General features: G+C 45.4%; 29 protein-coding genes. 28 read left to right on the forward strand and 1 reads right to left on the reverse strand.

Annotation, left to right across the window (positions count from 1 at the left end; all coding sequences use genetic code 11):
• The first annotated feature begins 39 nt into the window (after nucleotides 1–39).
• The 22 genes from IH982_00665 to rpsI all read left to right on the forward strand — a co-directional run bounded on the left by IH982_00665 (nucleotide 40) and on the right by rpsI (nucleotide 16,904).
• Entirely contained in the window at nucleotides 40–471 is a 432-nt protein-coding gene (locus tag IH982_00665) for an uL15 family ribosomal protein (protein MCH7828370.1), read from the forward strand.
• Nucleotides 468–1,748 carry a preprotein translocase subunit SecY gene (secY, locus tag IH982_00670; protein MCH7828371.1) on the forward strand — a complete coding sequence of 427 codons (1,281 nt, stop codon included), beginning with the start codon at nucleotides 468–470 and terminating at the stop codon, nucleotides 1,746–1,748. The genes IH982_00665 and secY overlap by 4 nt, the downstream gene beginning before the upstream one ends.
• Complete coding sequence (locus IH982_00675; GenBank protein MCH7828372.1) at nucleotides 1,735–2,328, forward strand: nucleoside monophosphate kinase; 594 nt, start codon at nucleotides 1,735–1,737, stop codon at nucleotides 2,326–2,328. Before secY ends, IH982_00675 begins: the two co-directional genes overlap by 14 nt.
• Entirely contained in the window at nucleotides 2,325–3,068 is a 744-nt protein-coding gene (map, locus tag IH982_00680; protein ID MCH7828373.1) for a type I methionyl aminopeptidase, read from the forward strand. The genes IH982_00675 and map overlap by 4 nt, the downstream gene beginning before the upstream one ends.
• A 21-nt stretch (nucleotides 3,069–3,089) precedes the next feature.
• The gene (locus IH982_00685) at nucleotides 3,090–3,533 is read left to right on the forward strand and encodes a small multi-drug export protein (protein ID MCH7828374.1); all 444 of its coding nucleotides are present in this window, start codon (nucleotides 3,090–3,092) and stop codon (nucleotides 3,531–3,533) included.
• Between the two features lie 102 nt (nucleotides 3,534–3,635).
• Nucleotides 3,636–4,316, forward strand: a complete 681-nt coding sequence (tpiA, locus tag IH982_00690) for a triose-phosphate isomerase (GenBank protein MCH7828375.1) — start codon at nucleotides 3,636–3,638, stop codon at nucleotides 4,314–4,316.
• Nucleotides 4,317–4,334: 18 nt separating this feature from the next.
• Nucleotides 4,335–4,847: a hypothetical protein gene (locus tag IH982_00695; GenBank protein ID MCH7828376.1), complete on the forward strand. Its 513-nt coding sequence runs from the start codon at nucleotides 4,335–4,337 to the stop codon at nucleotides 4,845–4,847.
• Nucleotides 4,848–4,939: 92 nt separating this feature from the next.
• Nucleotides 4,940–5,626 carry a MazG-like family protein gene (locus tag IH982_00700; protein MCH7828377.1) on the forward strand — a complete coding sequence of 229 codons (687 nt, stop codon included), beginning with the start codon at nucleotides 4,940–4,942 and terminating at the stop codon, nucleotides 5,624–5,626.
• A 164-nt stretch (nucleotides 5,627–5,790) separates the two neighbouring features.
• The gene (locus IH982_00705; protein ID MCH7828378.1) at nucleotides 5,791–7,629 is read left to right on the forward strand and encodes a lipase maturation factor family protein; all 1,839 of its coding nucleotides are present in this window, start codon (nucleotides 5,791–5,793) and stop codon (nucleotides 7,627–7,629) included.
• Between the two features lie 273 nt (nucleotides 7,630–7,902).
• Nucleotides 7,903–8,634 carry a hypothetical protein gene (locus tag IH982_00710; GenBank protein MCH7828379.1) on the forward strand — a complete coding sequence of 244 codons (732 nt, stop codon included), beginning with the start codon at nucleotides 7,903–7,905 and terminating at the stop codon, nucleotides 8,632–8,634.
• Nucleotides 8,635–8,679: 45 nt separating this feature from the next.
• Nucleotides 8,680–9,735 carry a tRNA 2-thiouridine(34) synthase MnmA gene (mnmA, locus tag IH982_00715; protein ID MCH7828380.1) on the forward strand — a complete coding sequence of 352 codons (1,056 nt, stop codon included), beginning with the start codon at nucleotides 8,680–8,682 and terminating at the stop codon, nucleotides 9,733–9,735.
• 8 nt (nucleotides 9,736–9,743) lie between these two features.
• Nucleotides 9,744–11,564: an alanine--tRNA ligase gene (locus tag IH982_00720; GenBank protein ID MCH7828381.1), complete on the forward strand. Its 1,821-nt coding sequence runs from the start codon at nucleotides 9,744–9,746 to the stop codon at nucleotides 11,562–11,564.
• Between the two features lie 139 nt (nucleotides 11,565–11,703).
• Complete coding sequence (locus tag IH982_00725; GenBank protein ID MCH7828382.1) at nucleotides 11,704–12,957, forward strand: hypothetical protein; 1,254 nt, start codon at nucleotides 11,704–11,706, stop codon at nucleotides 12,955–12,957.
• A 40-nt stretch (nucleotides 12,958–12,997) separates the two neighbouring features.
• Nucleotides 12,998–13,222 carry a translation initiation factor IF-1 gene (infA, locus tag IH982_00730; protein ID MCH7828383.1) on the forward strand — a complete coding sequence of 75 codons (225 nt, stop codon included), beginning with the start codon at nucleotides 12,998–13,000 and terminating at the stop codon, nucleotides 13,220–13,222.
• Nucleotide 13,223: 1 nt separating this feature from the next.
• Complete coding sequence (gene rpmJ / locus IH982_00735; protein MCH7828384.1) at nucleotides 13,224–13,340, forward strand: 50S ribosomal protein L36; 117 nt, start codon at nucleotides 13,224–13,226, stop codon at nucleotides 13,338–13,340.
• A 112-nt stretch (nucleotides 13,341–13,452) separates the two neighbouring features.
• Complete coding sequence (gene rpsM, locus IH982_00740; protein MCH7828385.1) at nucleotides 13,453–13,842, forward strand: 30S ribosomal protein S13; 390 nt, start codon at nucleotides 13,453–13,455, stop codon at nucleotides 13,840–13,842.
• A gap of 4 nt (nucleotides 13,843–13,846) precedes the next feature.
• Entirely contained in the window at nucleotides 13,847–14,278 is a 432-nt protein-coding gene (gene rpsK, locus IH982_00745) for a 30S ribosomal protein S11 (GenBank protein ID MCH7828386.1), read from the forward strand.
• A gap of 16 nt (nucleotides 14,279–14,294) precedes the next feature.
• Nucleotides 14,295–14,804, forward strand: a complete 510-nt coding sequence (rpsD, locus tag IH982_00750; protein MCH7828387.1) for a 30S ribosomal protein S4 — start codon at nucleotides 14,295–14,297, stop codon at nucleotides 14,802–14,804.
• Nucleotides 14,805–14,806: 2 nt separating this feature from the next.
• Complete coding sequence (rpoA, locus tag IH982_00755) at nucleotides 14,807–15,628, forward strand: DNA-directed RNA polymerase subunit alpha (GenBank protein ID MCH7828388.1); 822 nt, start codon at nucleotides 14,807–14,809, stop codon at nucleotides 15,626–15,628.
• Between the two features lie 13 nt (nucleotides 15,629–15,641).
• Nucleotides 15,642–15,977: a 50S ribosomal protein L17 gene (rplQ, locus tag IH982_00760; GenBank protein ID MCH7828389.1), complete on the forward strand. Its 336-nt coding sequence runs from the start codon at nucleotides 15,642–15,644 to the stop codon at nucleotides 15,975–15,977.
• Nucleotides 15,978–15,979: 2 nt separating this feature from the next.
• Nucleotides 15,980–16,330 carry a 50S ribosomal protein L13 gene (gene rplM / locus IH982_00765; protein MCH7828390.1) on the forward strand — a complete coding sequence of 117 codons (351 nt, stop codon included), beginning with the start codon at nucleotides 15,980–15,982 and terminating at the stop codon, nucleotides 16,328–16,330.
• Between the two features lie 58 nt (nucleotides 16,331–16,388).
• Nucleotides 16,389–16,904 carry a 30S ribosomal protein S9 gene (rpsI, locus tag IH982_00770; GenBank protein ID MCH7828391.1) on the forward strand — a complete coding sequence of 172 codons (516 nt, stop codon included), beginning with the start codon at nucleotides 16,389–16,391 and terminating at the stop codon, nucleotides 16,902–16,904.
• Nucleotide 16,905: 1 nt separating this feature from the next.
• Here rpsI and IH982_00775 read toward each other — a convergent pair whose 3' ends face one another.
• Entirely contained in the window at nucleotides 16,906–18,306 is a 1,401-nt protein-coding gene (locus IH982_00775) for a hypothetical protein (GenBank protein ID MCH7828392.1), read from the reverse strand.
• 299 nt (nucleotides 18,307–18,605) lie between these two features.
• Here IH982_00775 and murA point away from each other — a divergent pair, with 299 nt between their 5' ends.
• From murA to dapF, 6 genes are all read left to right on the forward strand, one after another.
• Nucleotides 18,606–19,883, forward strand: coding sequence for a UDP-N-acetylglucosamine 1-carboxyvinyltransferase (murA, locus tag IH982_00780; GenBank protein ID MCH7828393.1), 1,278 nt, complete (start codon nucleotides 18,606–18,608; stop codon nucleotides 19,881–19,883).
• Nucleotides 19,880–20,893 (forward strand): rod shape-determining protein, encoded by a 1,014-nt coding sequence (locus IH982_00785; GenBank protein ID MCH7828394.1) that lies wholly within the window; start codon nucleotides 19,880–19,882, stop codon nucleotides 20,891–20,893. Before murA ends, IH982_00785 begins: the two co-directional genes overlap by 4 nt.
• Entirely contained in the window at nucleotides 20,890–21,612 is a 723-nt protein-coding gene (locus IH982_00790; protein MCH7828395.1) for a hypothetical protein, read from the forward strand. Before IH982_00785 ends, IH982_00790 begins: the two co-directional genes overlap by 4 nt.
• Nucleotides 21,613–21,632: 20 nt before the next feature.
• Entirely contained in the window at nucleotides 21,633–22,187 is a 555-nt protein-coding gene (gene frr / locus IH982_00795; protein MCH7828396.1) for a ribosome recycling factor, read from the forward strand.
• A 10-nt stretch (nucleotides 22,188–22,197) separates the two neighbouring features.
• Nucleotides 22,198–23,286 carry a site-2 protease family protein gene (locus tag IH982_00800; GenBank protein ID MCH7828397.1) on the forward strand — a complete coding sequence of 363 codons (1,089 nt, stop codon included), beginning with the start codon at nucleotides 22,198–22,200 and terminating at the stop codon, nucleotides 23,284–23,286.
• A 117-nt stretch (nucleotides 23,287–23,403) separates the two neighbouring features.
• On the forward strand, nucleotides 23,404–24,141 hold the full coding sequence (gene dapF, locus IH982_00805) for a diaminopimelate epimerase (GenBank protein MCH7828398.1): 738 nt from the start codon (nucleotides 23,404–23,406) through the stop codon (nucleotides 24,139–24,141).
• Nucleotides 24,142–24,304 lie beyond the last annotated feature (163 nt).

A 24,304-nucleotide genomic window follows, 5' to 3' on the forward strand; every position in this document is an offset into this window, starting at 1 on the left:
CCTTGCTGCAGGAGAACCTTAATTGTAAGCGAAATTAGTATGCAGATGCACACACTTACGCCAAAACACAAGAGACCTCAAAAAAGGCGCATTGGCAGGGGCGGCAAGCGCGGTACCTATTCTGGCAGGGGCATGAAAGGGCAGAAGGCAAGAGCGGGAAACCGGCCAGCACCCGTTGTCAGAGAACTATTAAAGCGCTATCCTAAACTCAAGGGATACCGCAGAGTAAAGCGGCAGAGAAAACCCCAGTCGGTTTCTTTGGCTGTTATTGAAAAGAAGTTTTCAAAAGATGAGGTGGTTTCCCCAAAGGCCCTGGTTGCAAAAGGGCTGATTAAGCAACAAAAGAGCGGTACCCCAAAAGTAAAGATTGTGGGATTGGGCAAACTCAAGAGCGTGCTCACAATCCAAGGCTGCATCCTTTCTGCTGGCGCAAAAAAAGCCATTGAAAAGAGTGGTGGGAAAATCACATGACCTGGTTTCGCAACATTATTCGTACATTCCAGATCCCAGACTTAAGAAAGAAAATCCTGTTTGTTCTGGGCGTGTTTGTCCTGTTCCGCCTCATGGCAAACATTCCTATGCCCGGCATTGAGACCGAGCGTATCCAGCAGTTCTTTGCAAACAACCAGCTGTTCGGGCTCTTAAACCTCTTTACCGGGGGAGCTTTAGACAGTTTATCTATTGTTATGCTGGGACTTGGCCCCTACATTACAGCTGTCATTATCATGCAGTTATTAACCATGATTGTTCCGGCTCTAGAGCGAATGTATAAGGAAGAAGGGGAGGCGGGAAGGCAGAGGTTTAACCAGTACGGACGATACTTGGCAATACCCTTTGCCTTGCTGCAGGGATACGGATTTTTGACCCTGCTGACCCAACAACAGGTCATTGACCGCCTGAGTCCGGAAATCTTGGTTACGTCGCTGGTAACGATTACGGCAGGGACAATACTTTTAATGTGGCTTGGAGAGCTCATTACAGAGAAAGGCATTGGGAACGGAGTGTCACTCCTCATTTTTGCGGGTATTATTACAGGATTTCCTGCCTCAATCAGGCAGCTGTCGCTTGCTTATGACCCAACCCGACTCCCAGCCTATATTGCCTTTTTCGTCATGGCGATTGTGATTATTGCAGGGGTAGTGTTTATCACGGAGGCGCGAAGAAACATTTCAGTTTCCTATGCAAAGCGGATTAGAGGAAACAAGATGTATGGCGGGGTTTCAACATATCTGCCCTTGCAGGTGAACCCGGCAGGAGTTATCCCTATCATCTTTGCCTTGTCTCTGTTGACTCTTCCTGGCATACTAGCCTCTTTTCTTGTGGGAATTGGAGGTGTCGTTGGAGGTATTGCAAACGCCATTCAGAATTTTTTGGTAAACCAATTGGCATATGGCATTCTTTTCTTTTCGCTTGTGGTGATGTTTACTTTTTTCTATACTGCAGTAACCTTTGATCCAAAATCAATTTCTACAAACTTGCAAAAGATGGGGGGTTTTATACCGGGAGTGCGCCCTGGCGCCTCCACTGCCCATTTTCTCTCTTTTATCTTAAACCGCATTTTGCTTATTGGCGCCGTGTTCTTGGGAACCATTGCGGTCTTGCCCTCTATTGTGCAATGGGTAACAGGCATTGGCGCGTTTCAATTCTTATTGGGAGGAACCGCCCTCCTCATTGTGGTTTCCGTGGTTTTAGAAACCATGCGCCAGATACGCGCCCAGCTTCAAATGAGAGAGTATGATACCTTCTAAACGTTTTCCCATAGTTATTATCTTAGGGAAATCGGGATCTGGAAAAGGAACTCAGGCAAAGCTTCTTTCTGATAAAACTGGATTCCACATTGTGAGCTCTGGCAAGCTGCTCCGCTCTCGGATAAAAAAGAAAGACTTTCTCGGCAAGAAACTACGCAAGATTATCTATGGTGGAGGCCTCGCTCCTTCGCCCCTTATCTTTCACCTATGGCTTCACGAGTTTGAGCGTTTGCTTCCACAGCGCAAGATCAAAGGCCTTATCTTTGAAGGAAGTCCGAGAAAGCTGTATGAGGCATTCCTTTTAGACGAAGTGCTGGAGTTCTACAGTGCCAACAAGAATATGCGTGTTGTGCACATTCAGCTTTCAAACAAGGAAGCGAGAAAAAGATTGCACAAGCGCGGGCGTGTCGATGATGAGCTCAACGAAGTTAATAAGCGTCTCCGTTGGTTCAAGATTGAGGTAACCCCGACTGTAAAACACTATCGCATGGAGAAAATACTTGTTGAAGTGAACGGTGAGCAGTCAGTCGAGAAAGTTCACCAGGAGATTATGCGAAAGCTGAAGACCTTTTTGATGTGATTGTCGTTAAATCAAAACAAGATATTCGAGAGATGCGGGATGGAGGTGCAATCCTCGCCCGCATTTTAGATAGGGTTGCCACTGCGGTGAATCCTGGAGTGACAACCAAGGAGCTGGATGCTGTAACCAGAAAGCTCATCTTGGGGGCTGAAGCTGAGACTGCGTTTTTAGGATATCAAGGGTTTCCTGGGGTTGTGTGCACTGCAGTGAATGAAGAAGGAGTGCATGTTCCGCCTTCTCAAAGAAAGCTCCGAGAGGGAGACATCCTTACCTTAGACATGGGCCTTAAATGGAAGGGGTGGTATTTGGATATGGCCCGCACCCTTCCTGTCGGAGAGGTTAATCAAGAAAAACAGCACTTGATTAAGGTTACCAAAAAGGCCTTGAATCTTGGTATTACAAAAGCGCGAGTGGGGGATCGCTTAGGTGATATTGCAAGCACCATCCAAGAGTATGTTGAAAGCAATGGGTATAATGTGGTGCGCGAGCTTTGCGGGCACGGCATTGGCAGGGAACTTCACGAAGATCCCAAGGTATTAAACTATGGTAAAGCTCATACCGGCAAAAAGCTAAAGGAAGGCATGGTTATTGCTATTGAGCCCATGGTAACGGTGGGAGATTGGAAGCTGGTCTTGGCAAAAGATGGCCATAGCTATAACACCAAAGATGGTTCTCTGTTTTGCCATTTTGAAGATACTATTGCCATTACCAGAAGAGGACCTGTGGTGCTCACAAGGTAGAATCTGGTACAATAGGGCAATATGCAAGAAGCCTTGTTCACCTTTCTTGTTGCAGCTTCTCCGGTTGTAGAACTACGGGGGGCTATTCCCTTGGCTTTACTCGTCTATGAATTGCCTCTTTGGCAGGCTTTTTTCTTGTCTGTTGCAGGGAATATGGTTCCGGTGCTTCTTTTGCCTTTTCTTGGAGCTTTGAGCGGTGAACTTTCGCGTCGCTTTTCCATCTTTGAGCGATATTTTACCTGGTTGTTCTCTAAAACAAGTAGGAACAAAAAGAGGATGTTTGAGATATTCCGGGATTTTGCCCTTGTGGTGTTTGTGGCAATTCCCTTGCCGTTCACCGGGGCTTGGACCGCCGTGGTGGCGGCGTTCGTGTTTGGGATTCCGTTTCGCCGGGCATTCCCTCTTATCCTGTTTGGGGTTATAATGGCCGCGATCATTGTGTCTCTACTGACAACGCTATGGTAGTATTAAAGGTAGCGGCCATTTTGTCCCCATAGTTAGTAAGGATTAGGGGACAATAATAGCTGGAGTTGTGGTAAGTATGATTACACTTGGTATACCAAAGCTATGAAACCCATCATCATTGCAAACTGGAAAATGAATCCAGGTACTCTCAGGCAGGCAAAAACCTTGTTTTCTGCTGCACAGAAGGCAGCAAGATCAGGAAAGGTAGAAGTTGTGGTGTGTCCTCCTTATCCCTATCTTGCGGCCCTGCGCCAGATGACAAAAAAAGTTGCCCTGGGGGCTCAGAATTGTTCCTGGGAGGACAAAGGTCCTCTCACGGGAGAGGTTTCCGCAAAGCAGCTCAAGGATATTGGATGCAGGTATGTCATTATAGGACATTCAGAACGAAAGAAGTACTTAGCTGAAACGTTGGGCATGACACGAGCGAAAGTCCAAGCTGCTTTAAGAGCGGGATTGAGTGTTATCTTGTGCGTTGAGAATGCGAGAGAGCTTCAGATGATAATGAAAAAAACCAAGAGTTTTAAAAACATTCTGGTGGTGTTTGAGCCGTCTTCTGCAATCAGCACGCAGGGAGGTACGCGTGTTACGCCAGAAGATATTGCAAACATGGTTCAGACAATGAAAAAGGTGGCAGGAAGAAACGTTCCCGTATTGTACGGAGGGAGCGTGGATGCAAAAACCATCCGGCATATTCTCTTGCTGGGAAAGGTGCAGGGAGCTTTGGTGGGAGCTGCTTCCTTGGAGCCAAAGGAATTTGCCACCCTTGTCAAAAATGCGCTTTAAGAGTATACTGGGTAGATTATGGATGTTATATCTCAAGGAACATTTTACAACCCCACAAAAGGCCAAATGGATTTACAAGGGGTTCTCAGAGAACTTATAGGGTATCTCAAGGAAAAACCAGAACGCTCCTATGAAATTATTGTAGGATGCGATTCTTCTGCTGTGGAAGAGCCCACCTTTCCCGTGGTTATTGTTGTCTTGCGCAAAAAGGAAGGAGGCAGGTTCTTTTTAACCAAAGTGAGATACCCCGCACCCCGCAAGTTCTACAACATCCATGACCGGATTTTAGAAGAGGTGCTCTTGTCTTGTCAGCTTGCTTTGTGGTTGAGAGAGAACTTTGCTCTTAAAGCAGAAAAAGAAGATCTTAAGGTGCCCTATGAGCTTCAGTACATTCATGCTGATGTGGGAGAAAACGGTGTAACCAGAGACATGATTAAGGAGGTGACAGGACTCATTCGGGGCAATGGATTTACTCCAATGATAAAGCCCCGATCCTTTGCTGCCTCTAGTGTAGCTGACCGCTTTTCCTAACATTGCCTAAATCTCATTTAAGCAATATCAATAGTGCCTAAATGAAATTAAGGATTCCTTAATTTCATTTAGGAGATATTCGCTTTCGCCATATGGCTTCGCTCAAGCGCAACAGCAGTATTCTTGATTACCAGGAGTTTGTACGGCAGGTGTACGGTTTAAACAACGACCGCTACTTTAGCACTACAGACATTCTTACCCAGGTGCAGCGCTTTTGCATGCGCGGCCTTAAGGGAATCCGCAAGGGCGAGAGACAAAAGACAACACTCAATTTTTTGATTGCCCTCTGCTGGTTTATGTCTTTAATGAATCAGTTGCATATTGATCTCGCAGCTGCAACTTGGCAAAGGTTTCCCAGCCTCTGTTCATACTGCGGGAGTTGTCCGTGTGTTTGCAAAAAACAGAAGGTAAAGAAACGAAAAAGGGTTATAGCAAGAAACGGCAAGAAGCCAAAAACCATTGCAGAGTTTCAGCGCATGTTCTCTGTTATTTATCCTAAAGAGAGTAGAACCCTTGAACATGCGGGTATCCATCTGGGAGAGGAAATGGGGGAGCTGGCCGAAGCAGTGTTGGCATACCGAGGGGGAAGGAATGAAGAGGACTTTGAAAAAGTAGCTGAAGAGGGCGCAGATTTTCTTTCCTGCCTGTTTGGTGTATGTAATTCATGGGATATTGAGGTTGCAAAGGAGCTTGCAGCAATGTTTCCTGAGAACTGCCATGTGTGCAAAAAGGCTCCATGCGAGTGTAGTTTTCAGTCCATCACCGATTTTAAGTCCTAAAAAGTTATTCACATTGACGAAAAATCTTAGCCAATAATTCCTTAATGAAATTAAGGATTCCTAAATTTCATTAAGGAGATATGCGAAGAACCATTAGCTCCTAAACGAGATTTAAGCAAGCCAAAGAATCGCTAGGAAGGCGGTTTTTTGATAGGATAGAGTGGATGAGTAAAGAGAATAAGAAAGTTGAGTTCCCATTATTAGTATATGACGGAGATTGCACATTTTGTCGCGCATGGGTTGATTACTGGAAAAGTTTAACAGGAGATAGAGTTGCATATGCTCCTTTTCAAGAGGTAGCAGAACAGTTTCCAACAATCCCCCTCAAGGAATTTAAAAATTCGGTTCAGCTCATTACTCCAAAAGGAAAGATATACAGTGGAGCTCATGGGGTATTTCGTACCTTGGCCTTGGGTAAGGCAGTAAAGTGGCTGCTTTTTATGTATCTTAGGGTTCCTGGTTTTGCATTCTTTTCTGAACTCTTTTACAGGATTATTGCACGTCACCGCGGTCTTGCCTATTTTTTAACGAAAGTTTTTTGGGGAAAGCAGCTTATCCGTCCCTCATACATTCTTGTTCGGTGGCTCTTTTTTAGACTCTTCGGAGTCGTTTACCTTACTGCATTTATCTCGCTCTTCCTGCAGTTGTCGGGTCTTGTGGGGAGCAATGGCATTTTGCCTGCCAGCAATTTTTTGGAGGTACTGATAGATAATCTGGGACCCAAAGCCTTTTGGTTTTTTCCTACGGTAGCCTGGTTGAATGTAAGCGATCTATTTTTGCACCTGGTAGCCCTTGTGGGCGCAGTTTTATCACTCCTTCTTATCTTTGGGATAACCCGTACTCGTCTGTTGGCTGCCCTCTGGTTTTTGTATTTATCTCTTTTTACAGTTGGGCAGGTCTTTTTGTCATTTCAGTGGGATATTTTACTTTTGGAGGTAGGGTTCTTGGCCATACTCTTGACCCTGTCTCAAAATGTTATCTGGCTGTTTCGTTGGCTGTTGTTTAAATTTATCCTGATGTCTGGCGCAGTCAAGCTCTTAAGCGGGGATATTATCTGGAGAAATTTTACTGCCCTCAATTTTCATTATCAAACACAACCCCTCCCAACTCCTTTTGCCTGGTATATGCACCAGCTCCCAGAATGGTTTCAAAAGTTTTCCGTTGGTTTTACGTTTTTTGTGGAACTTGGGATTGTGTTTTTGATTTTTGCACCCCGTCGCCTCAGACTCGTTGCAGCCTTTTTTATCGCAGGCAGCCAAGTCTTGATACTTTTGACCGGAAACTACACCTTCTTTAACTTCCTCACCATTATTCTTTGTGTGTTTTTACTTGACGACGCTTTTCTCAGCCGTATCTCTCCAAAGAAGTTTGCAGAAAGAATTGTCAAACGTTTTTCTCCACGAATCATACCGGGCCCCGGACAAGTTGCTTTAGCAACCATTGCCTTTGTCCTTGTGTTCTTCAGTATTCTTCAGATGACCCTCATGTTTTCTGGTTCCTTGCCAAGCTCAGCTCAAGGTATGTTGCGCATTATGCAACCTTTTCACATTGTGAATACCTATGGGCTGTTTGCAGTCATGACTACCTCAAGGCCAGAACTCATTATTGAGGGCTCCAATGATGGAGAGCACTGGCAAGAGTATGAATTCAAGTATAAACCAGGCGATCTGAGAAAACCACCTGGCTTCGTAGCTCCTCACCAGCCTCGTTTAGATTGGCAAATGTGGTTTGCGGCATTACATGCACAAAGAGCTTTGGAAAGTGGCATAGAAGAGGGGAGGTATAATCTATGGTTTGTAAACTTTATGGTTAGGCTACTGCAAGATTCTCCGCAGGTCTTAAAACTCTTGGCCAAAAACCCCTTTCCTGAATCTCCGCCACGCTATGTAAGAGCATTGTTGTATGAGTACCAATTCACTGATTTTGATACGAAGAAGCGAGAGGGTACGTGGTGGAAAAGGGAATTGAAAGAAATATATCTTCCTTCTTTATCATTGCAATGATTTTCTACAAGCATTTCATTAAGGTCTGCCTGCCGCAGGCAGGAAATATGCAAGGGAATCAGTAAAAAAAGTTATTCACATTGACGAGAAAGCTTGCAAGCATATGATGTAAAGAAGAGTACATGCCGGGGAGTGGTCGCCCCCTGCACCTTGATATTTCTCATCTTGAGAACATGCCAAAAAAGAAAAAAGGCAAGAAGAAAAAGAAATAATATTTTTCTTGGAACAAAAAGAGAGAGCTGCAAAGTTACTCTCTTTTTGTTATTATGGTGTATGAGCGGTAAACTTCGTCTTGCTCTTCTCATATCTGGGGGTGGGAGTACAACGCAAGCAATTATCCGGGCCTCAAAATCAGGACAACTTGCGGTGCAGCCCGTTTGTGTAATTGCGAGCACGAATGAAGCGGGGGGAATTAAGCTGGCTCTCAAAGAAGAGATTGCGCCAAAAGACGTTCTTGTTCTCAAACCCGAGGAGTATGTTTCCCCCGAAGCATTTGGGGAAGCAATCCTTGCTGCGTGCAGGGCACGAGGCGTAGATATCATTGGGCAATATGGCTGGATGCCAAGAACTCCAGCGAATGTGATTGCGGCTTTTTTGGGCAGGATGATAAACCAACATCCAGGGCCGCTTGATCCTGGAAGACCTGATTTCGGCGGGAGAGGAATGTTTGGAAGGCGTGTTCATGCAGCGCGTCTCTGGTTTGTGCGTAAAACCGGGCAAGACTTCTGGACGGAAGCAACAGCTCAATTGGTCGCAGAGCAGTTTGACAAGGGAGCGCTTCTAAAAACTCAACGACTTAAGATTCTGCCCGATGATGATCCTAAACTCCTGCAAAGGCGCCTTCTTTCAGTGGAGCATGAAGTACAGATAGCAACACTCCAGGATTTTGCTCTGGGGCAGGTCAAAGTACTCTTGCCCCGTAAGTATCCTCTTGTGCCTCCCGACAAGGAATCTCTTTTGAAAGAGGCAAAACAGATTGCATGCGCCCGCTTCCCGCATGGATAGTAGAAGAAGTGACAGCGGGTGCGTTTTATGGCATAATCAAAAACCATGAACAGAAAGAAAAAGAAAGTATTTGTTGCAATGTCGGGCGGTGTGGATAGTTCGGTCGCTGCGGCTCTCTTGAAAAGAGCCGGTTTTAATGTTGTTGGAATATATATGAAGTGCTGGGTAGAAGGCTTAGCCTGTACGACACAGGAAGACGAGCGCTCAGCAAGATTGGCTGCCCAGCATCTTGGTATTTCCTTTTATGTTTGGAACTTTATTGACCAATATAAAGAAAAAGTGGTGGAGTACATGCTCAAAGGATATGAGGCAGGAGTTACCCCCAACCCGGATATTATGTGCAACCGAGAAATCAAGTTTGGCCTGTTTTTCAAAAAGACAATGGAGCTGGGAGCAGACCATGTTGCTACCGGACACTACGTGAGGGTAAAGAAAAAGAATACAGGATATGCTCTACTGAAAGGGAAGGATTCAGACAAAGATCAGTCATACTTTTTGGCCATGATAAGCCCCAAGGTATTAGAAAAGACCTTGTTTCCTATCGGTGAATACACAAAGACCCAGGTACGGGCTTTTGCAAGAAAGATTGGACTCCCCAATGCAGAGCGCAAAGATAGTCAGGGTATATGTTTTGTGGGAAAGGTAGAGATTGGGGATTTTTTGCGTTTGCACATCCCGCAAAAAGCAGGTGTCATTGTTTCTTCTTCTGGTGAGGTCTTGGGAGAGCATGACGGCGCCCATTATTATACCTTAGGACAGCGACAGGGTCTTGGATTGGCTGGTGGGCCTTACTATGTTGCGAAAAAGGATATTGAAACCAATACCCTACAGGTAACGAGGGAAGAACAGGATATTATGACATCCGAGCTTTTGGTAAAGAATGTGAACTGGTTTTTGCCTCTCAAGGAAAAGACTGGTATTTCGGCGAAGTTTCGTTATCGACAAGAGGATGTTTTTGTAACCATTGAAGAACTCAAAGATGGTTCAATTCGAGTAATCCCAGAAGTTCCCCAGCGAGCCATTACTCCGGGGCAATTTGCGGTGTTTTACCATGGAGAGGAGCTTTTAGGCGGTGGAGTTATCTTTACCGAAGTGATATAGTTTGCCATATGGGGGCAAACGAGATACGAGAAAAGTATCTGAACTTTTTTAAAGAGCGGGGGCACAGCATTATTCCCTCTTCTTCTTTAGTTCCAGAAAATGATCCCACCACCTTGTTTGTGGGTTCTGGCATGCAGCCGCTGATTCCCTACCTTTTGGGCGTAAAGCACCCCATGGGCTCTCGTCTGGTAAACTCACAAAAGAGTTTTCGGGCAGAAGACATAGAAGAGGTGGGCGACAATCGCCACACCACTTTTTTTGAGATGCTCGGGAACTGGTCGCTGGGCGACTATTTTAAGGAAGAACAGCTTTCTTGGTTTTTCTCTTTTTTAACAGATGAGATGGGCTTGGACCCTCAAAAACTCTACGTCACCGTGTTTTCTGGAGACACAGAGAACAATATTCCCAAAGACGAGGAGTCCATTGCCATTTTAAAACGCCTATTTCAAGAAAGGGGGATTGAGGCAAAGGAGGGGGAGCGCATCTTTGCCTATGGGGTCGAAAAAAACTGGTGGAGCAGATCAGGAATCCCTTCCAATATGCCAGTAGGTGAGCCGGGAGGCCCTGATTCTGAGGTTTTTTACGACTTTGGCACTCCACATGATATAAGGTATGGCGAAAAGTGTCATCCAAACTGCGACTGTGGAAGGTTCCTTGAAATAGGGAACTCCGTATTTATGGAATACAAAAAGAAGGACGACGGGAGTTTTGAAAAACTCAAACAGCGCAACGTAGACTTTGGCGGGGGATTGGAAAGGATTACGGCTGCAGTGAACAATGAGCCAGATGTATTCAAGGGAGATCTACTATTTCCTCTCATTCAAAAAGCAGCAGAGCTTTCTGGCAGGAGCTACGAGAAACACGTCAATTCTTTTCGCGTCATTGCAGATCATGTGAGAGGAGCTGCCTTTATGATTGGAGATGGCGTTATTCCTTCTAATACAGAGCGCGGATATATTGTTAGAAGATTGCTTCGCCGTGCAGTGCGCCACGCTGATTTAATAGGAATGGAAGAGGGAAATCTGGCCCTGTTCGTCGATCCTTTACTTGCCGCATATCAAAAAGTATACCCCGAGGTTGCAGAACGCAGAGAAGAGATTGTGCAGCATATCCAAGAAGAGGAAAAGAGGTTTCGCATCACTCTTCAAAATGGATTGAAGGAATTTGAGAAACTTTCTGGAAACAATATTTCTGGCAAGGAGGCTTTTGACCTCTATCAGACCTATGGATTTCCTCTCGACGTTACCCTAGAGCTTGCAAGGGAAAAAGGAGTTACGGTAGATACTACAAGTTTTGAGCAAGAGTTTTTAAAGCATCAAGAAGTTTCCCGGACTGCAGCAGCAGGAAGGTTTAAAGGAGGTCTTGCTGATACCTCCTATGAAACAACAAAACTTCATACCACAAACCATTTATTGCTTGCGGCTCTCCGCAAAGTACTTGGGCAAAACGTGCACCAGCGGGGAAGCAACATTACGGCAGAACGCATCCGCCTGGATTTCTCTCATGGGCAAAAGATGACTCCAGAGGAGATACAACAGGTTGAGGATTTGACGAATGAAAAAATTCAAGAGGGTCTGGATATGGTCAGAAAAGAAATGTCAAAAGAGGAAGCAGTAAAATTGGGGGCCGAAATGGAGTTTGGGATAAAGTATGGAGATGTGGTGTCTGTGTATGTCGCACAAGATAAAAAAGGGAATGTATTTTCCAAAGAGTTTTGTGGTGGGCCCCATGTGAAAAGTACCTCAGAGCTCGGCAAGTTTAGAGTTGTGAAGGAAGAGGCAGTCTCTGCTGGCGTGCGCCGCATCCGCGCAGTATTAGAACCTAAATGAAATTAAGGAATCCTTAATTTCATTTAGGAGATATGTGGAGAACCAGTAGCTCCTAAACGAGATTTAAGCAAACCAAAGAATCGCTAGAGGGATGGTGATTACTATTGATGAATTTCTCGATTTACTCTAGAATAGGACTATGGCAAATTGGAAGATTCAAGATATTGCCCCCCCCAAAAAGCTCAAAAAAAGGGCAGAGGAACTTTTTGATAATGAAGAACCAAAGGCGCGTAATACGCGTGAAAGAAGGCACTTGCCAGTCTGGATACTAAAGGGAGTCCTGCCGCTTTTTGTGCTCTTGGTATTTTCCTTTGGAGCCGTACACTTTTTCTTTACTACAGCTAAGGTTACCTTATGGCCGGAAACCAGACAGATAAAGATTTTGGAACCCATTGTAGCTGAGGTGGGAAGGGAACAATTGAACAAAGAAGAGCGCATCATTCCTGCTCGCACACTGACAGAGGAGAAAAAAGCAACGCGACTGTTTCCAGCTTCCAGCAACACCATAAAGGTGAATCGCTCGTCTGGAACCATTCGGGTGTTTAACGCATACACGACCTCTCCCTATACTTTAATCGCAAAGACCCGTTTTATATCAGAAGAGGGAAAGCTCTTTCGTACTCTCGTGCGGATTACCATACCTGGGTCTACTAACGAGGGGCCGGGATTTATCGACATTGAAGTGGTGGCAGGAGAATCCGGAGAAGAGTATAATGTTGGACCCTCAAACTTTTCAGTACCAGGGCTTTCGGGTTCCGCCGCGTTCACTGCAATCTATGCTGAATCTACAGAGTCTATGACCGGGGGGTCAGAACGTGAGGTGTCCGTTGTTTCAGAGGACGATATTGAAAAAGCAAAGCAATCTTTGATTGAAGAGCTGAAGCTAAAGGCAACCCAAGATTTACTCTCTCGCGTCCCAGGGCATATGATGGCAACCAAAGACTCAGTTTTAGTTGAGGTGACGGAAGCTGATTCCCTGGTGCAAGCTGGAGCCGAGTTAGATCAGTTCAACGTAAGTGTTTCTTTGACTGCCACTGCATACCTATTTTCGAGAGCTGATCTGGATATTCTGGTGAACGATTTTCTTTTGCATGCGCTCCAAGACGGAGAGCGCATTGCGGAGGATAAAACCGTAACCTACTTTGAGCAGATTACAGTGGATAAAGATGCGAATACAGCTGCTTTGGAGCTTGGCGTTACAGCTACAACATATCAGTATGTAGACCCAACAGAGCTTAAAATCAAGCTCAGGGGAAAGTCAAAGGATGAGGCAGAAAGTATTCTTGCGACCTACAGTGTCTTTCGCCAGACAGACCTTTCCCTATGGCCTTTTTGGATTTCCTCCTTGCCTGGCGGCGTGGATAAGCTTGAAATTCAGGTGATTGTTGACTAATAGAACTTACTTTGGTATACTCTAAACCGCAATTTCACGCATGAAGAACGATAAACAGGACGAGCTTGTAATGCAGGGTGAGGTGTTGGAAACCCTTCCAAGTTTAAAGTTTAAGGTGCGCTTGGAGGATGGAAGCGAGGTATTAGCATATCTTGCAGGAAAACTCAGGAAATTCAGGATCCGCATTTTGGCGGGCGATAAGGTTTCTGTTGAAATGAGCCCGTATGATGCCACCAAGGGGAGGATAGTCTATCGAAATAAATAGTATGAAAGTCCGCTCAACCCTCAAAAAGATTTGCAAGGATTGCAAGATTGTAAAGCGGCAAAGAAAGCTGTATGTCATTTGCAAAACGAATCCAAAGCATAAGCAACGCCAGGGGTGAAAACTCGACTGCTCGAGTTTTCACGGCTTCGCCCGGCGAGCGATGTTCCTAGAGGAACCCGCGAGACGTAGAGGCGAAGACCGGGCTTTTAATAAGTTTTTCATTTTTCATCATGCCACGACTTGCCGGAGTAAACATTCCAGACAAAAAGCAAATTAAGGTAGCCTTAACCTATATTTATGGCATTGGTGAGGCTGCCAGCGTGAAGATTTTACAGCAAGCAAAGATCAACCCTCAAAAAGAGGCAGGAGAGTTAAAGACCGAAGAACTGAGCATACTGCGTGATATTATTGAAAAAGGATTTAAGATTGAAGGGAGTTTGCGACGTGAAGTGATGCTGAATATAAAGCGTTTAAGAGACATTGGATCTTGGAGAGGATTGCGCCACCAAAAGCGGCTTCCGGTTCGGGGACAGCGCACCAGCACAAACACCAGGACCGTTCGTGGAAATGTGACAAAGACCGTAGGGTCTGGAAAGAAACCAGCAGCATCTCCGACATAATCTCATGGGAAAGAAACGAGTCATTAAAAAAGGAGAGGGCGCGGTAGTTACAACCACCTTTACCCCAAAAGCACTAACCAAGGGACGAAGCTTTCAAGATGGCAGGGTAAGTATTTATTCTTCCTATAACAACACCATACTTTCTTTGGCTGACACACAAGGTAATGTTGTGTTTACCACGTCAGCTGGCGCAGTTGGGTTTAAGGGAACCAAAAAGTCCACACCCTATGCCGCTTCCAAAGTGGCAGAAACCCTAGCAGATGTTGCAAAGGCACGAGGCGTGGAACGCATTGCAATTACCTTGCGGGGGATTGGACCCGGCAGGGAATCTGCCTTAAGGTCTCTTGGGACAAAGGGTTTTGTGATTCAATCCATTCGAGACTTAACTCCAGTACCCCACAACGGTCCACGAAAAAGAAAAGTAAGACGCGTCTAGTATGCAAAAGGGAATAATGAGAAAACGACGGCCAAAGCCGCTGTCTGAATACGGAAGACAACTACAGGAAAAGCAGGATTTGAAAGGTCAGTATAACCTCAGAGAAAAGCAATTCAAGCGCTATGTGAAAGAGGTGTTGGGCATGAAAGCCCATGGCGATTCTCCAGAGTTGTTTTTGCAAAAGCTAGAGCGCCGACTCGACAATGTGGTGTTTCGCTCCGGACTAGCTTCTACCAGAAAGCAGGCTCGCCAGATGGTTTCCCATGGTCATTTCTTGGTGAACGGCAGAAAGGTGGATGTCCCTTCCTTTGCGGTAAAAAAGGGCGACAGTATTTCTGTTCGTCCTTCCTCGCTGCAGCGAACCCTGTTCAAAAATGCGCTGCTGGGATTAAAAAAGTATGAAGCTCCTTCTTGGATACTGCTAGACAAAGAAAAACCAGAGATTATCATTCAACAACTTCCCTCGCTTGCTGAAGTTGCACCCTCGGTCGAGATTCCATTAATATTTGAGTTTTACTCAAGATAAGTATGATTCCACTTTCCAAATCAACGAAGATTGTGTCGAACAAGGGGAATAAAGGCGTCTTTGAGATTGAGGCCCTGTATCCTGGATACGGGGCTACCATAGGCAACAGCTTACGGCGAGTTCTTCTCTCTTCCTTAGAAGGTGCTGCGGTTACGAATGCTAAGATAAAGGGAGCTTCTCATGAGTTTACAACGCTCCCTGGTCTTAAGGAAGATGTCTTGGGTGTTTTGCTGAGCCTAAAACAGATTCGTTTTCGAGTATTTGGAGATGGTCCGTTTTCTGCAACACTGAAAGTAAAGGGAGCACGAGAAGTAAAAGCTGGTGATTTTAAGACCCCAAGTCAGGTTGAAATTATGAACAAAGATCTGGTAATAGCCCACTTGACCGCGAGTGGAGCTGAACTGGAGATTGAGGTTCGGATTGGGAAAGGTGTGGGGTATGAGACAGCGGAAAGCCGCCGCAGGGAAAAGGAAGAAATAGGAACCATTTCTTTGGATGCCATTTACACTCCGGTAAGAAAGGTAAGCTATCGAGTAGAGCAGATGCGTGTTGGAGATCGAACCGACTTTGATCGCCTTATCCTAGAGGTTGAAACTGACGGAACATTGAATCCAGAAACTGCCCTCAAAGAGGCTTCCGCTATTTTAGCGAGACAGTTTGAGATTACAGGAGAGGGGTTGAAAGAAGAGGAGGTAATGTCAGTGGCATCAAGCACAGTAAAGCCGAAGAAGAAAAGGGCTATAAAGAAGCCCGCTACAACGAAAGTCGCCTCAGCGGTACCTCGCAAAAAAGCCGGGAAAGCTGCCGCGGGAAAGAAAAAGTAGTATGAAGAAAAAAATTCACAAACGTACGTTGTCTCGCAAGGCAGGACCAAGAAAAGCTCTGCAAAAAAGCCTTTTGCGTGCTTTAATATTAAATGAGAAGATTGAAACGACCCAGGCAAAGGCAAAAGCGATTTCTCCTATGGCAGAAAAGCTTGTTACCAAGGCAAAGAAGGGTGGGTTGGCTCAAAGAAGGCAGTTAGTTGCACTCGTGGACGGTGAATCTGCGAAAAAGCTTGTTGATGTGATTGCTCCCCGATACCAGCAAAGAAAGGGCGGGTACACCCGCATTGTAAAACTTGTGCCCCGCAAATCAGACAGCGCAAAGCGTGCAATTATTGAATTTGTATAGTCATGGAACGCAAAACCTACACCATTAATGCTCAAGGGCGCCCGTTGGGACGACTGGCAGTAGAGATTGCAAACCTTCTTCGCGGAAAGCAAAAAAGCGACTTTGCCCCATACAAGGATGCGGGTGATTTTGTGACGGTCCAGAATTTCAAGCGGATTCGTTTCACCGGAAACAAACCTCAGCAAAAGCGGTATTTTCGACACTCGGGGTATTTGGGGAATTTGAAGGTAAAAACGTTAAAAGAGTTGTTTGAAAAGCAGCCTCAGGAAGTACTGCGCAAGGCAGTATGGGGTATGTTACCGACAAACAAGCTGAGAGCGCGTCAGATAAAAAGATTGAAAATTGAGCTATAGTAAATATGAACCATTCGCTTCTCTCAGAACCATATAATTTTCGCAAATAGCTCAAATTATGGCAACAAAGACAATAAAAACAACCAAAAAACCCGCTTCATCGGCGGTAGCACCTCATCGGTCCACCCGCCCGGTGAGGCGGAGTGCGCCAAAGAGGCGCAAACAGTCCTCAAAAAAAGATGAAGGACGATACTGGCAAGCAACAGGGAGAAGAAAGACTGCCGTGGCACGGATAAGGATTAAAAATGCAACGAAGACCAGCTTTATTGTAAATCAAAAGCCCTTTGAGGACTATTTTCAGGATGCGGAGTACCGCATAATTGCAAAAGAATCCTTAGATCGCGGGGCTGCGGGAAAGGCGTTTGAAGTAAGCATTCTTGTGCGAGGCGGTGGAATACGAGCACAAGCTGAGGCAGTACGCCATGCTTTAGCTCGCGCTTTAGTAGAGTGGGACGAGGGAATGCGAGATTCTATGAAAGCCCTTAAGTTTTTAACGAGGGATCCTAGAATGCGAGAGCGAAAAAAGTTTGGTTTGAAAAGAGCCCGTAGAGCTCGTCAGTGGAGAAAGAGGTAATCTATCGCACCACTTTTTCAGAAACAAAGAAGGTATCTTCGCTTAAAATGTAGAGGATGCCTTTTTCGTTATTCCAAAAGAATTCATGGTCAGAAAATGTGATAAGGTCCACAACATTGAGTCGGTCCCGAGTATCGATTTCGGCTCCTCGTATGGTTTCTCCTAAACTGAAGAGAAGATAGGAGGAGTCAATCCAGGAAAGCTGCTGTGGGGGCTCTGAGAATCTTGTGAGGAGCACCAGCTCACCGGCCTGGTGCTGGGGCTGTTCGGTTTCCTCTTTTAAAAAGAGAACCCAAAGTTCTGACTGGTTGCGGAGTGCGACCTTGGCACCTCCCGGACCCACAGCTATTTCAAGAACGGGGGAAAGAACCTCACGCCGCTCTGAGACGCTTCTTTCATGGAGAAACAGCGCTGTGTCTTCTTTTATGAGTATGGCGTCTCCGGCAATCAATAGTTCGTAGGTAGTTTCACGTTTTGGCGTAAATACTGATTCTTGAAAAACCTGTGCCTCGCTGTCTGCATCAAGGTTTTTTTGCCACAGTGTACCATCGTTATCCAGCCAAAAAACATAAGTGCTATGGCTGGTAAAGGCCACCACATTATTTGCGATGGGGACAGCCGATTTCTGCTCTCTGTATTGAGCCATAAACAGTGCCTTTGTTGTATTAAGGAATCTGGTAAAGAGTACTTGATTTAGTGTTGCGGGGGAAAATTGTATATTTCCTATGCCCTGGTTAAGGTACTCCAAGCTGCAGGGGGCCTTAAAGCACGGTTGGTTAGCTGAGACATTGTGGATCTCAGAAACTAGCTGTTCTCCACGAGTGCTATGAAGCAAGAAGCGGCGGGAGTCCTTTGCCCATTGGATGTCAACGATTTCATCTTTTGAGCTGGCCCCGACCATTAAGGATTCTTTCCCCCCGGTTTCTAGGTTGAGAAGGTTAAGTTGCCAGGATGTTTTGGGCTCACGCTGCAAAAGCAGTGCATACTGTTTGTTTGGCGAAACCCAGAAGCGCTCAACCTTATCTGCGAGTTTTTGAAACGCAGGGTTCTTTTTAAACAAGAGAATATTCTTTGCTTCAGTAACCTGCTGTTCTTTTATGTCAAGGATTTTTTGCCAGGAATGATATCCTTCTTTTGTAATTTCAAGAAAGTAGCTGCCGGGGAAAAAATTCTTGGTTAGCGCGGAACCAAAAAGGAAATCAGTTCTTTTAATATGGGTTCCGTCAACAATGATATCAGCTCTCGCGGGGGCGATCTTAAAGTAGAAAGCGCCTGTTTGAGTTATTCTTTTTTGCTGTATATCAATTCGATATCCTTGAGAGTACAGAGTAAGCGAGGGAGCGAGTATCAAAAAAAGACCAAGAAGCAAAAGAAACAACAGTGTACGTTGGCGTTTGGTCATAATGCTCTACTATATGCCAAAAAGTGCACCTTGTTAAGCTTTGCCAGAAAGACTTAGGAATCCGGCATCGCAGGCGCCTTTCTTCTCTTTGTGAGATCGGCGCTTTTCTTTTAAAAGTGAAGTACTCCTAAACGAGATTTAGGAGTACCTAAATCTCGTTTAGGAGATATGCAAAGCAACCACATAAACTAATAGTGCCTAAATGAAATTAAGGAATCCTTAATTTCATTTAGGAGATATGCGCGTTTTTACTCCATTGCCAAAAGACCTCATTTCAGCTAGAATAGGAAAGACCAACTATGGAGAAATTCGTTATTCATGGAGGGAAGCATCTTAAGGGAGAGATTGACGTTAAAGGGGCAAAGAATGCCGCCTTTCCGATTTTAGCTGCTACCATTTTAACCAAAGAAGACTGCACGATTAAAAATCTTCCCTTAATTGAGGATGTGTTTCGCATGATCGAGATTTTAGAAAGCATGAAGGCAAAGGTAGAATGGGTGGAAAAAAGATCGGTGAGGATAAACACAAAAAACTTGAATCCTGCCACCATTGACAAAAAAGCTATCTTAAAGTTCCGGGGGTCTGTGCTTTTGTACGGGCCATTGCTTACGCGATTTGGGAAAATATATCTTCCCAAGCCTGGAGGAGACATTATTGGAGCACGGCCCATAGACACCCATTTGGATGCCTTTTCTCAGTTGGGCACTTTTGTGAAGCCGCGGCTCAAAGGATTTGAGCTGAGATTCTCTGGGAAGGCAAAAAACAAGGTGGTTGTGCTTAATGAGTTCTCGGTTACGGGCACAGAAAACCTCTTGCTCTTTTGTGCGCTGAGACCAGAGCGTATTGTTATAAAGATTGCAGACATGGATTACCAGGTGCAAGAGTTAATGCGAGTGTTGCGAAAAATGGGGGTGTGGATTAGGGTTTCTGGGTTGCATGAGATAACCATTCAAGGAAAGAAAGGATTAAAAAGGTTTTCCCATACCATTATTCCAGACCCAATTGAAGCTGCCACCTTCATTGTCATGGCTATTGGAACACAAGGGAAAGTGCTGGTGAAAAATGTCTCCATACGGTTTCTGGAATTCTTTTTTAAAAAGCTCCATGACTTTGGTGCAAATCTTAAGATTCAAGAGCAGCGAGGAGGCATTGGCACTGTCCAGGTCTTGCCAGCTAGAAAGCTCAAAATAGATAAGATTCAGAGCTTGATTTACCCCGGCATTCCATCTGACCTTCAGTCGGTACTGGGAGTGCTTGCTACACAAAGTAAAGGCTCCACGCTTTTGCACGATCCTTTGTATGAAGGGAGGTTAAAGTACCTTGAAGAGCTCAACAAAATGGGAGCTGAAATTTACTTTACCGACCCTCATCGGGCAATCATCAACGGTCCTACGAAGCTTCGCGGCACCGATCTTGGCACGTTTGACTTAAGAGGGGGAGCTGCCCTTATCATGGCAGCCCTAATGGCAGAAGGAAAAAGCACGATTGATAATATCTACCAGGTGGACCGGGGATATGAGAGAATAGAAGAGCGCCTGCAAAAACTGGGAGCGGATATTAAACGCATAACGATATGAGTTTATTTGTTTCGAAAATTGGCATTGACCTTGGAACCAAAAACTCCCTGGTGTTTGTGCCTCAAAAAGGCATTGTGTTAAACGAACCCTCGGTGGTTGCGGTTTCCTTGGCAGACAACAGCATCTTGGCAGTAGGGGAAGCCGCAAGAGAAATGACCGGAAGAACCCCCGATACCATTCGAGTGTATCGCCCCATGAAAGATGGGGTCATTGCAGACTACCGGGTTACGCTGGCCATGATTCGCTATTTCTTGAAAAAAGTTATGCCAAGATATCAGTTTTTCAAGCCAGAGGTTTTAGTGTCAGTACCAGCTGGCATTACGTCTACGGAACGGCGGGCCGTGGTTGAGGCAACCACCGCAGCCGGGGCAAGGGCAACGTATATTGCAAAAGAGCCCATCTTGGCCGCCATTGGGGCCGAGATCCCCATTAACTCCACTTCAGGGCACATGATTGTAGATATTGGAGGGGGAACCACCGAGGTTGCGGTAATTTCCCTTGGTGGCATTGTTGCTGTCTCATCTGTCAGGGTGGCAGGAGACAAAATTGACCAAGCCATTTCAGACTATATAAAACGCAAGTACAATCTTGCCATTGGAGAGAATATGGCAGAAGAGATAAAGATCAAGATTGGATGCGCGCTTGCCCTAAAACCCGAGCTCACCATTGAAGTGCGAGGCCGCGACTTAGCTCAAGGATTACCCAAGAACATCAAACTGACATCTACCGAAATCTCCCAGGCTGTACAGGAACCCCTGCAGGAAATCATCATGATTATTAAATCACTCCTGCGGGAAACTCCACCCGAACTTTCAGCTGACATCATGGACAAGGGAATGATTATTTCTGGGGGCGGAGCATTGCTCAAAAATATTGACCAACTAGTATCTCAGACTACGGGAGTTCCGTGCTTTATTGCAGAGGATGCCTTAACCTGCGTTGCCAAGGGGACTGGAGTCGTGCTGGATAACTTGGAAGTATACAAGAGAAGCATTATGACAAAAAGATGAGTAGACCCCTTGACCACCTCACATATTTAAAAACAGCTCAGGCGCAAGGGAAACTGGCTCACGCCTACCTGCTTTCTGGTAATGATACTGCAGGGAAAGAACAGGTGATTCAGGGGTTTGTAGCCTTTTTACTCGGCCCTCAAAAAGCCAAAACGCATGCTGATGTGGCAATTTTGAGTCCGGAAAAAGATGAGATTGTCATAGGACAGATACGAAAACTCAAAGAACAGCTTAGTTTAAGTGCATGGGCCTCGCCCTACAAGATAGGGATAATCAGATCGGCTGACCGTATGAATCAAGAAGCCCAGTCTGCGTTCTTGAAACTCTTGGAGGAACCAAAAGGAAGCACCCTGCTGTTCTTGGAAGCTCAGCATTCTTCTTTGCTTTTAGATACGATTCGCTCCCGCACCCAGGAGTTGCGTCTATACCGATTTGAAGAGCCACATGCACAAAAGACAAACCTGCTTTTCAAACTTCAAAAGAGTTCCCTTCAAGAGCGCTTTGCCTTTGCACAAAGAGAAAGCCAGGATCCCAAGGCATTATATGAAACTCTGCTTGATTTGCAACGGGAGACGCGACTTGAGCTTTTGCATCAGCTTCGTGATGGAAAAGCCGAATCATTGCGGATTCTCCGCGTTTTTCAAGATGTCCTTTCTGCTTTGCGACAAACCCAGGTGAATAGACGCTTTGCTGCAGAGCGTATTCTTCTTGAATTGTAACTTGGCCCCTTTTTGCGAAAATGGTTAAACAAATTCTTGAAAAAACAAAACCGGAATTAGAGAAAGCGGTTGAATTCTTTCGCCAAGAACTGGCTAAGATTCGCACAGGACAGGCAAGCCCTGCCCTGGTAGAGGACATTATGGTTGATGTCGGAGGAGTGCTTCTCCCCATAAAGCAGTTAGCTGGGATCTCTTCTCCAGAACGACGCCAGATCTTAATTCAGCCCTGGGATCCTTTGTATCTTGGCCCCATGGAAAAAGCCATTCTCAAAGGGTCTCTTGGGATTTCTCCTGTAGTTGAGGGAAAAACCCTGCGTATCACTTTGCCCGCATTAACGCAGGAATATCGTCAAACCTTGCTTCGTCTTTTGGCTGAAAAGACAGAGCAGACAAAACAGACTCTTAGAAAATGGAGAGACGAGGCATGGGGAAAAATTCAGGAAGGTGCACGGGCAGGAGATATTCGCGAGGATGACAAGTTCAAGGGTAAAGAAGACCTGCAAAAGCTTATCGATGAATACATGCAAAAGATTGATGACCTGGTCGAAAAGAAAAAATCTGAAATAGATTTGTAATTGCTTTTTTATGACCCTTATTATTGTTCTGGTGAGCTTTCTTGCCTTAATCATCCTTCATGAGCTGGGACATTATCTCTTTGCCAAAAAGTACGGGGTAAAAGTGGAAGAGTTTGGCATTGGGCTGCCTCCTCGATTGATTGGCAAAAAGATAGGGGAGACCCTGTATTCTTTGAATCTTCTTCCCATAGGCGCTTTTGTAAGGCTCCAAGGGGAAGAGCAAGCCGCTGGCGGCCCCCGGAGCTTTACTGCAAAACCCATATGGCAAAGGATGGTTATTGTGGCAGCTGGCGTTGTTGCCTTTTGGCTGGTAGCTGCCCTTATCTTTACTGGGCTGGCCGTGACCAGCGGGATTCCAACTGGGATTGGGGACGAAGAGGTTCAAGGAGTGGTAAATCCCAAGGTGCAGATTTTGGGCGTGGCAAAGGATTCTCCTGCAGAAAATGCTGGCATTGAGCTGGGAGATAGTATTCTTAAGATGGAAGAGCGCGATTCTGGTGTTGTAATAGAGCCCACAAAGGTAAAGGAAGTTCAGTCTTTTACCGACAGCAGCGAGGGGAAAGAAATTATTCTTACCCTGCAGCGCGGAGAGGAAACAAGAGAGGTTGCTTTGGTGCCAAGGACAGAGCCGCCTGCCAGAGAGGGCGCCATGGGGGTTGCCTTGGTGAGAACAGCATTTGTGAAGTATGCCTGGTACGAAGCTCCCTTTCGTGCCATTGAGAGAACCGCTGTGTTGACCTATGAGATTGTGCGCAACCTCGGGGGATTGCTTGTAAACCTTGTATCTGGCAAGGGAGTACCAGCGGGAGTTGAGTTTATGGGTCCGGTGGGCATTGTTGACTTTTTGAACAAGTCTCTTTCTTTGGGCATAGCACACTTTTTGTCCTTTTTTGCAGTTTTGGCTGTTTACCTTGCCATATTCAACGCCCTTCCCATTCCCGTGGTAGACGGGGGAAAGCTGCTATTCTTGGGGATAGAAGCTATCCGAAAAAAACCTGTTTCAGAACTTTGGGAAAAAAGAGTTTCAGCAGTGGTTTTTGCCCTCTTGATAACCTTAATGATCTGGGTAACGGTTAAAGACATCACCCGTATTTTCTAGGTTTAGATTTGAATAGTTCTTAAACGAAATTTAAGCACCCTTAATTTCATTAAGGATATATGCGTTTATCTTAAAACAAAGAATCGCAAACAGGTGGTTTTTTGGTAAAAAGAAGATATGAGATTTGAGAAGTGGCACGGTCTTGGGAACGACTTTATTCTTTTGGATTGCCGGGTCAACGATATCCCAAATAAAAAGGCACTTGCTATCAAACTTTGTGATAGGCACTTTGGCATTGGGGCAGACGGCCTTGTATGTATCTTACCGAGCATTGTGGCAGATTACACAATGGAGATTTTCAACCCAGACGGGAGTGAGGCTGAAATGTGCGGGAACGCAATTCGCTGCGTTGCAAAGTTGCTCAAGAAATCTCCTGTGACTATTGAGACTTCATCTGGGATAAAAGAATGTGTTGCGCAAACGGATGGTTCAGTCAAGGTTAATATGGGAAGCCCCTTAAATATTAAAAAACAAGGCAGGTTTACAACCCTCTCTATGGGTAATCCTCATGCAGTTCTCTATGTAGACAACTTTGACTTTGATTGGAAGCAAGAAGGAGAAAAGATTGAGAACAATAGAGAGATGTTTCCAGAAAGAACAAATGTAGAGTTTGTGAAAATACTCAACGACGATACCATCCGGGTGAAGGTATGGGAAAGGGGAGCTGGCGCAACGCTTGCATGTGGGACAGGAGCATGTGCTTCTATTGTAGCGGCTGTAATCGATAAAGGTATTCACCGGGATGTCAACGTAGAACTACCTGGAGGAAAGCTGTTCGTGTCTTGGTCTGAATCTGGAGATGTTTACATCACAGGGCCGGCTGAGAAGGTTTTTGAAGGAGATTTGGTTTTATGAGAGCTAGGTTTTAACATCCCTTTAGAGGAGGGCCGGCGTCTCGCAGAGCTATTACTGCTTAAACGAGATTTAAGCAAACTCACCTAAAGCGAGCGGTTCTTAAACGAAATTAAGGATTCCTTAATTTCGTTAAGGAGATATACGTATAACTCTTATGGGGCTT

It is taken from the genome of Patescibacteria group bacterium (assembly GCA_022563395.1).
GTDB lineage: Bacteria > Patescibacteriota > Minisyncoccia > Minisyncoccales > UBA10102 > 01-FULL-49-22b.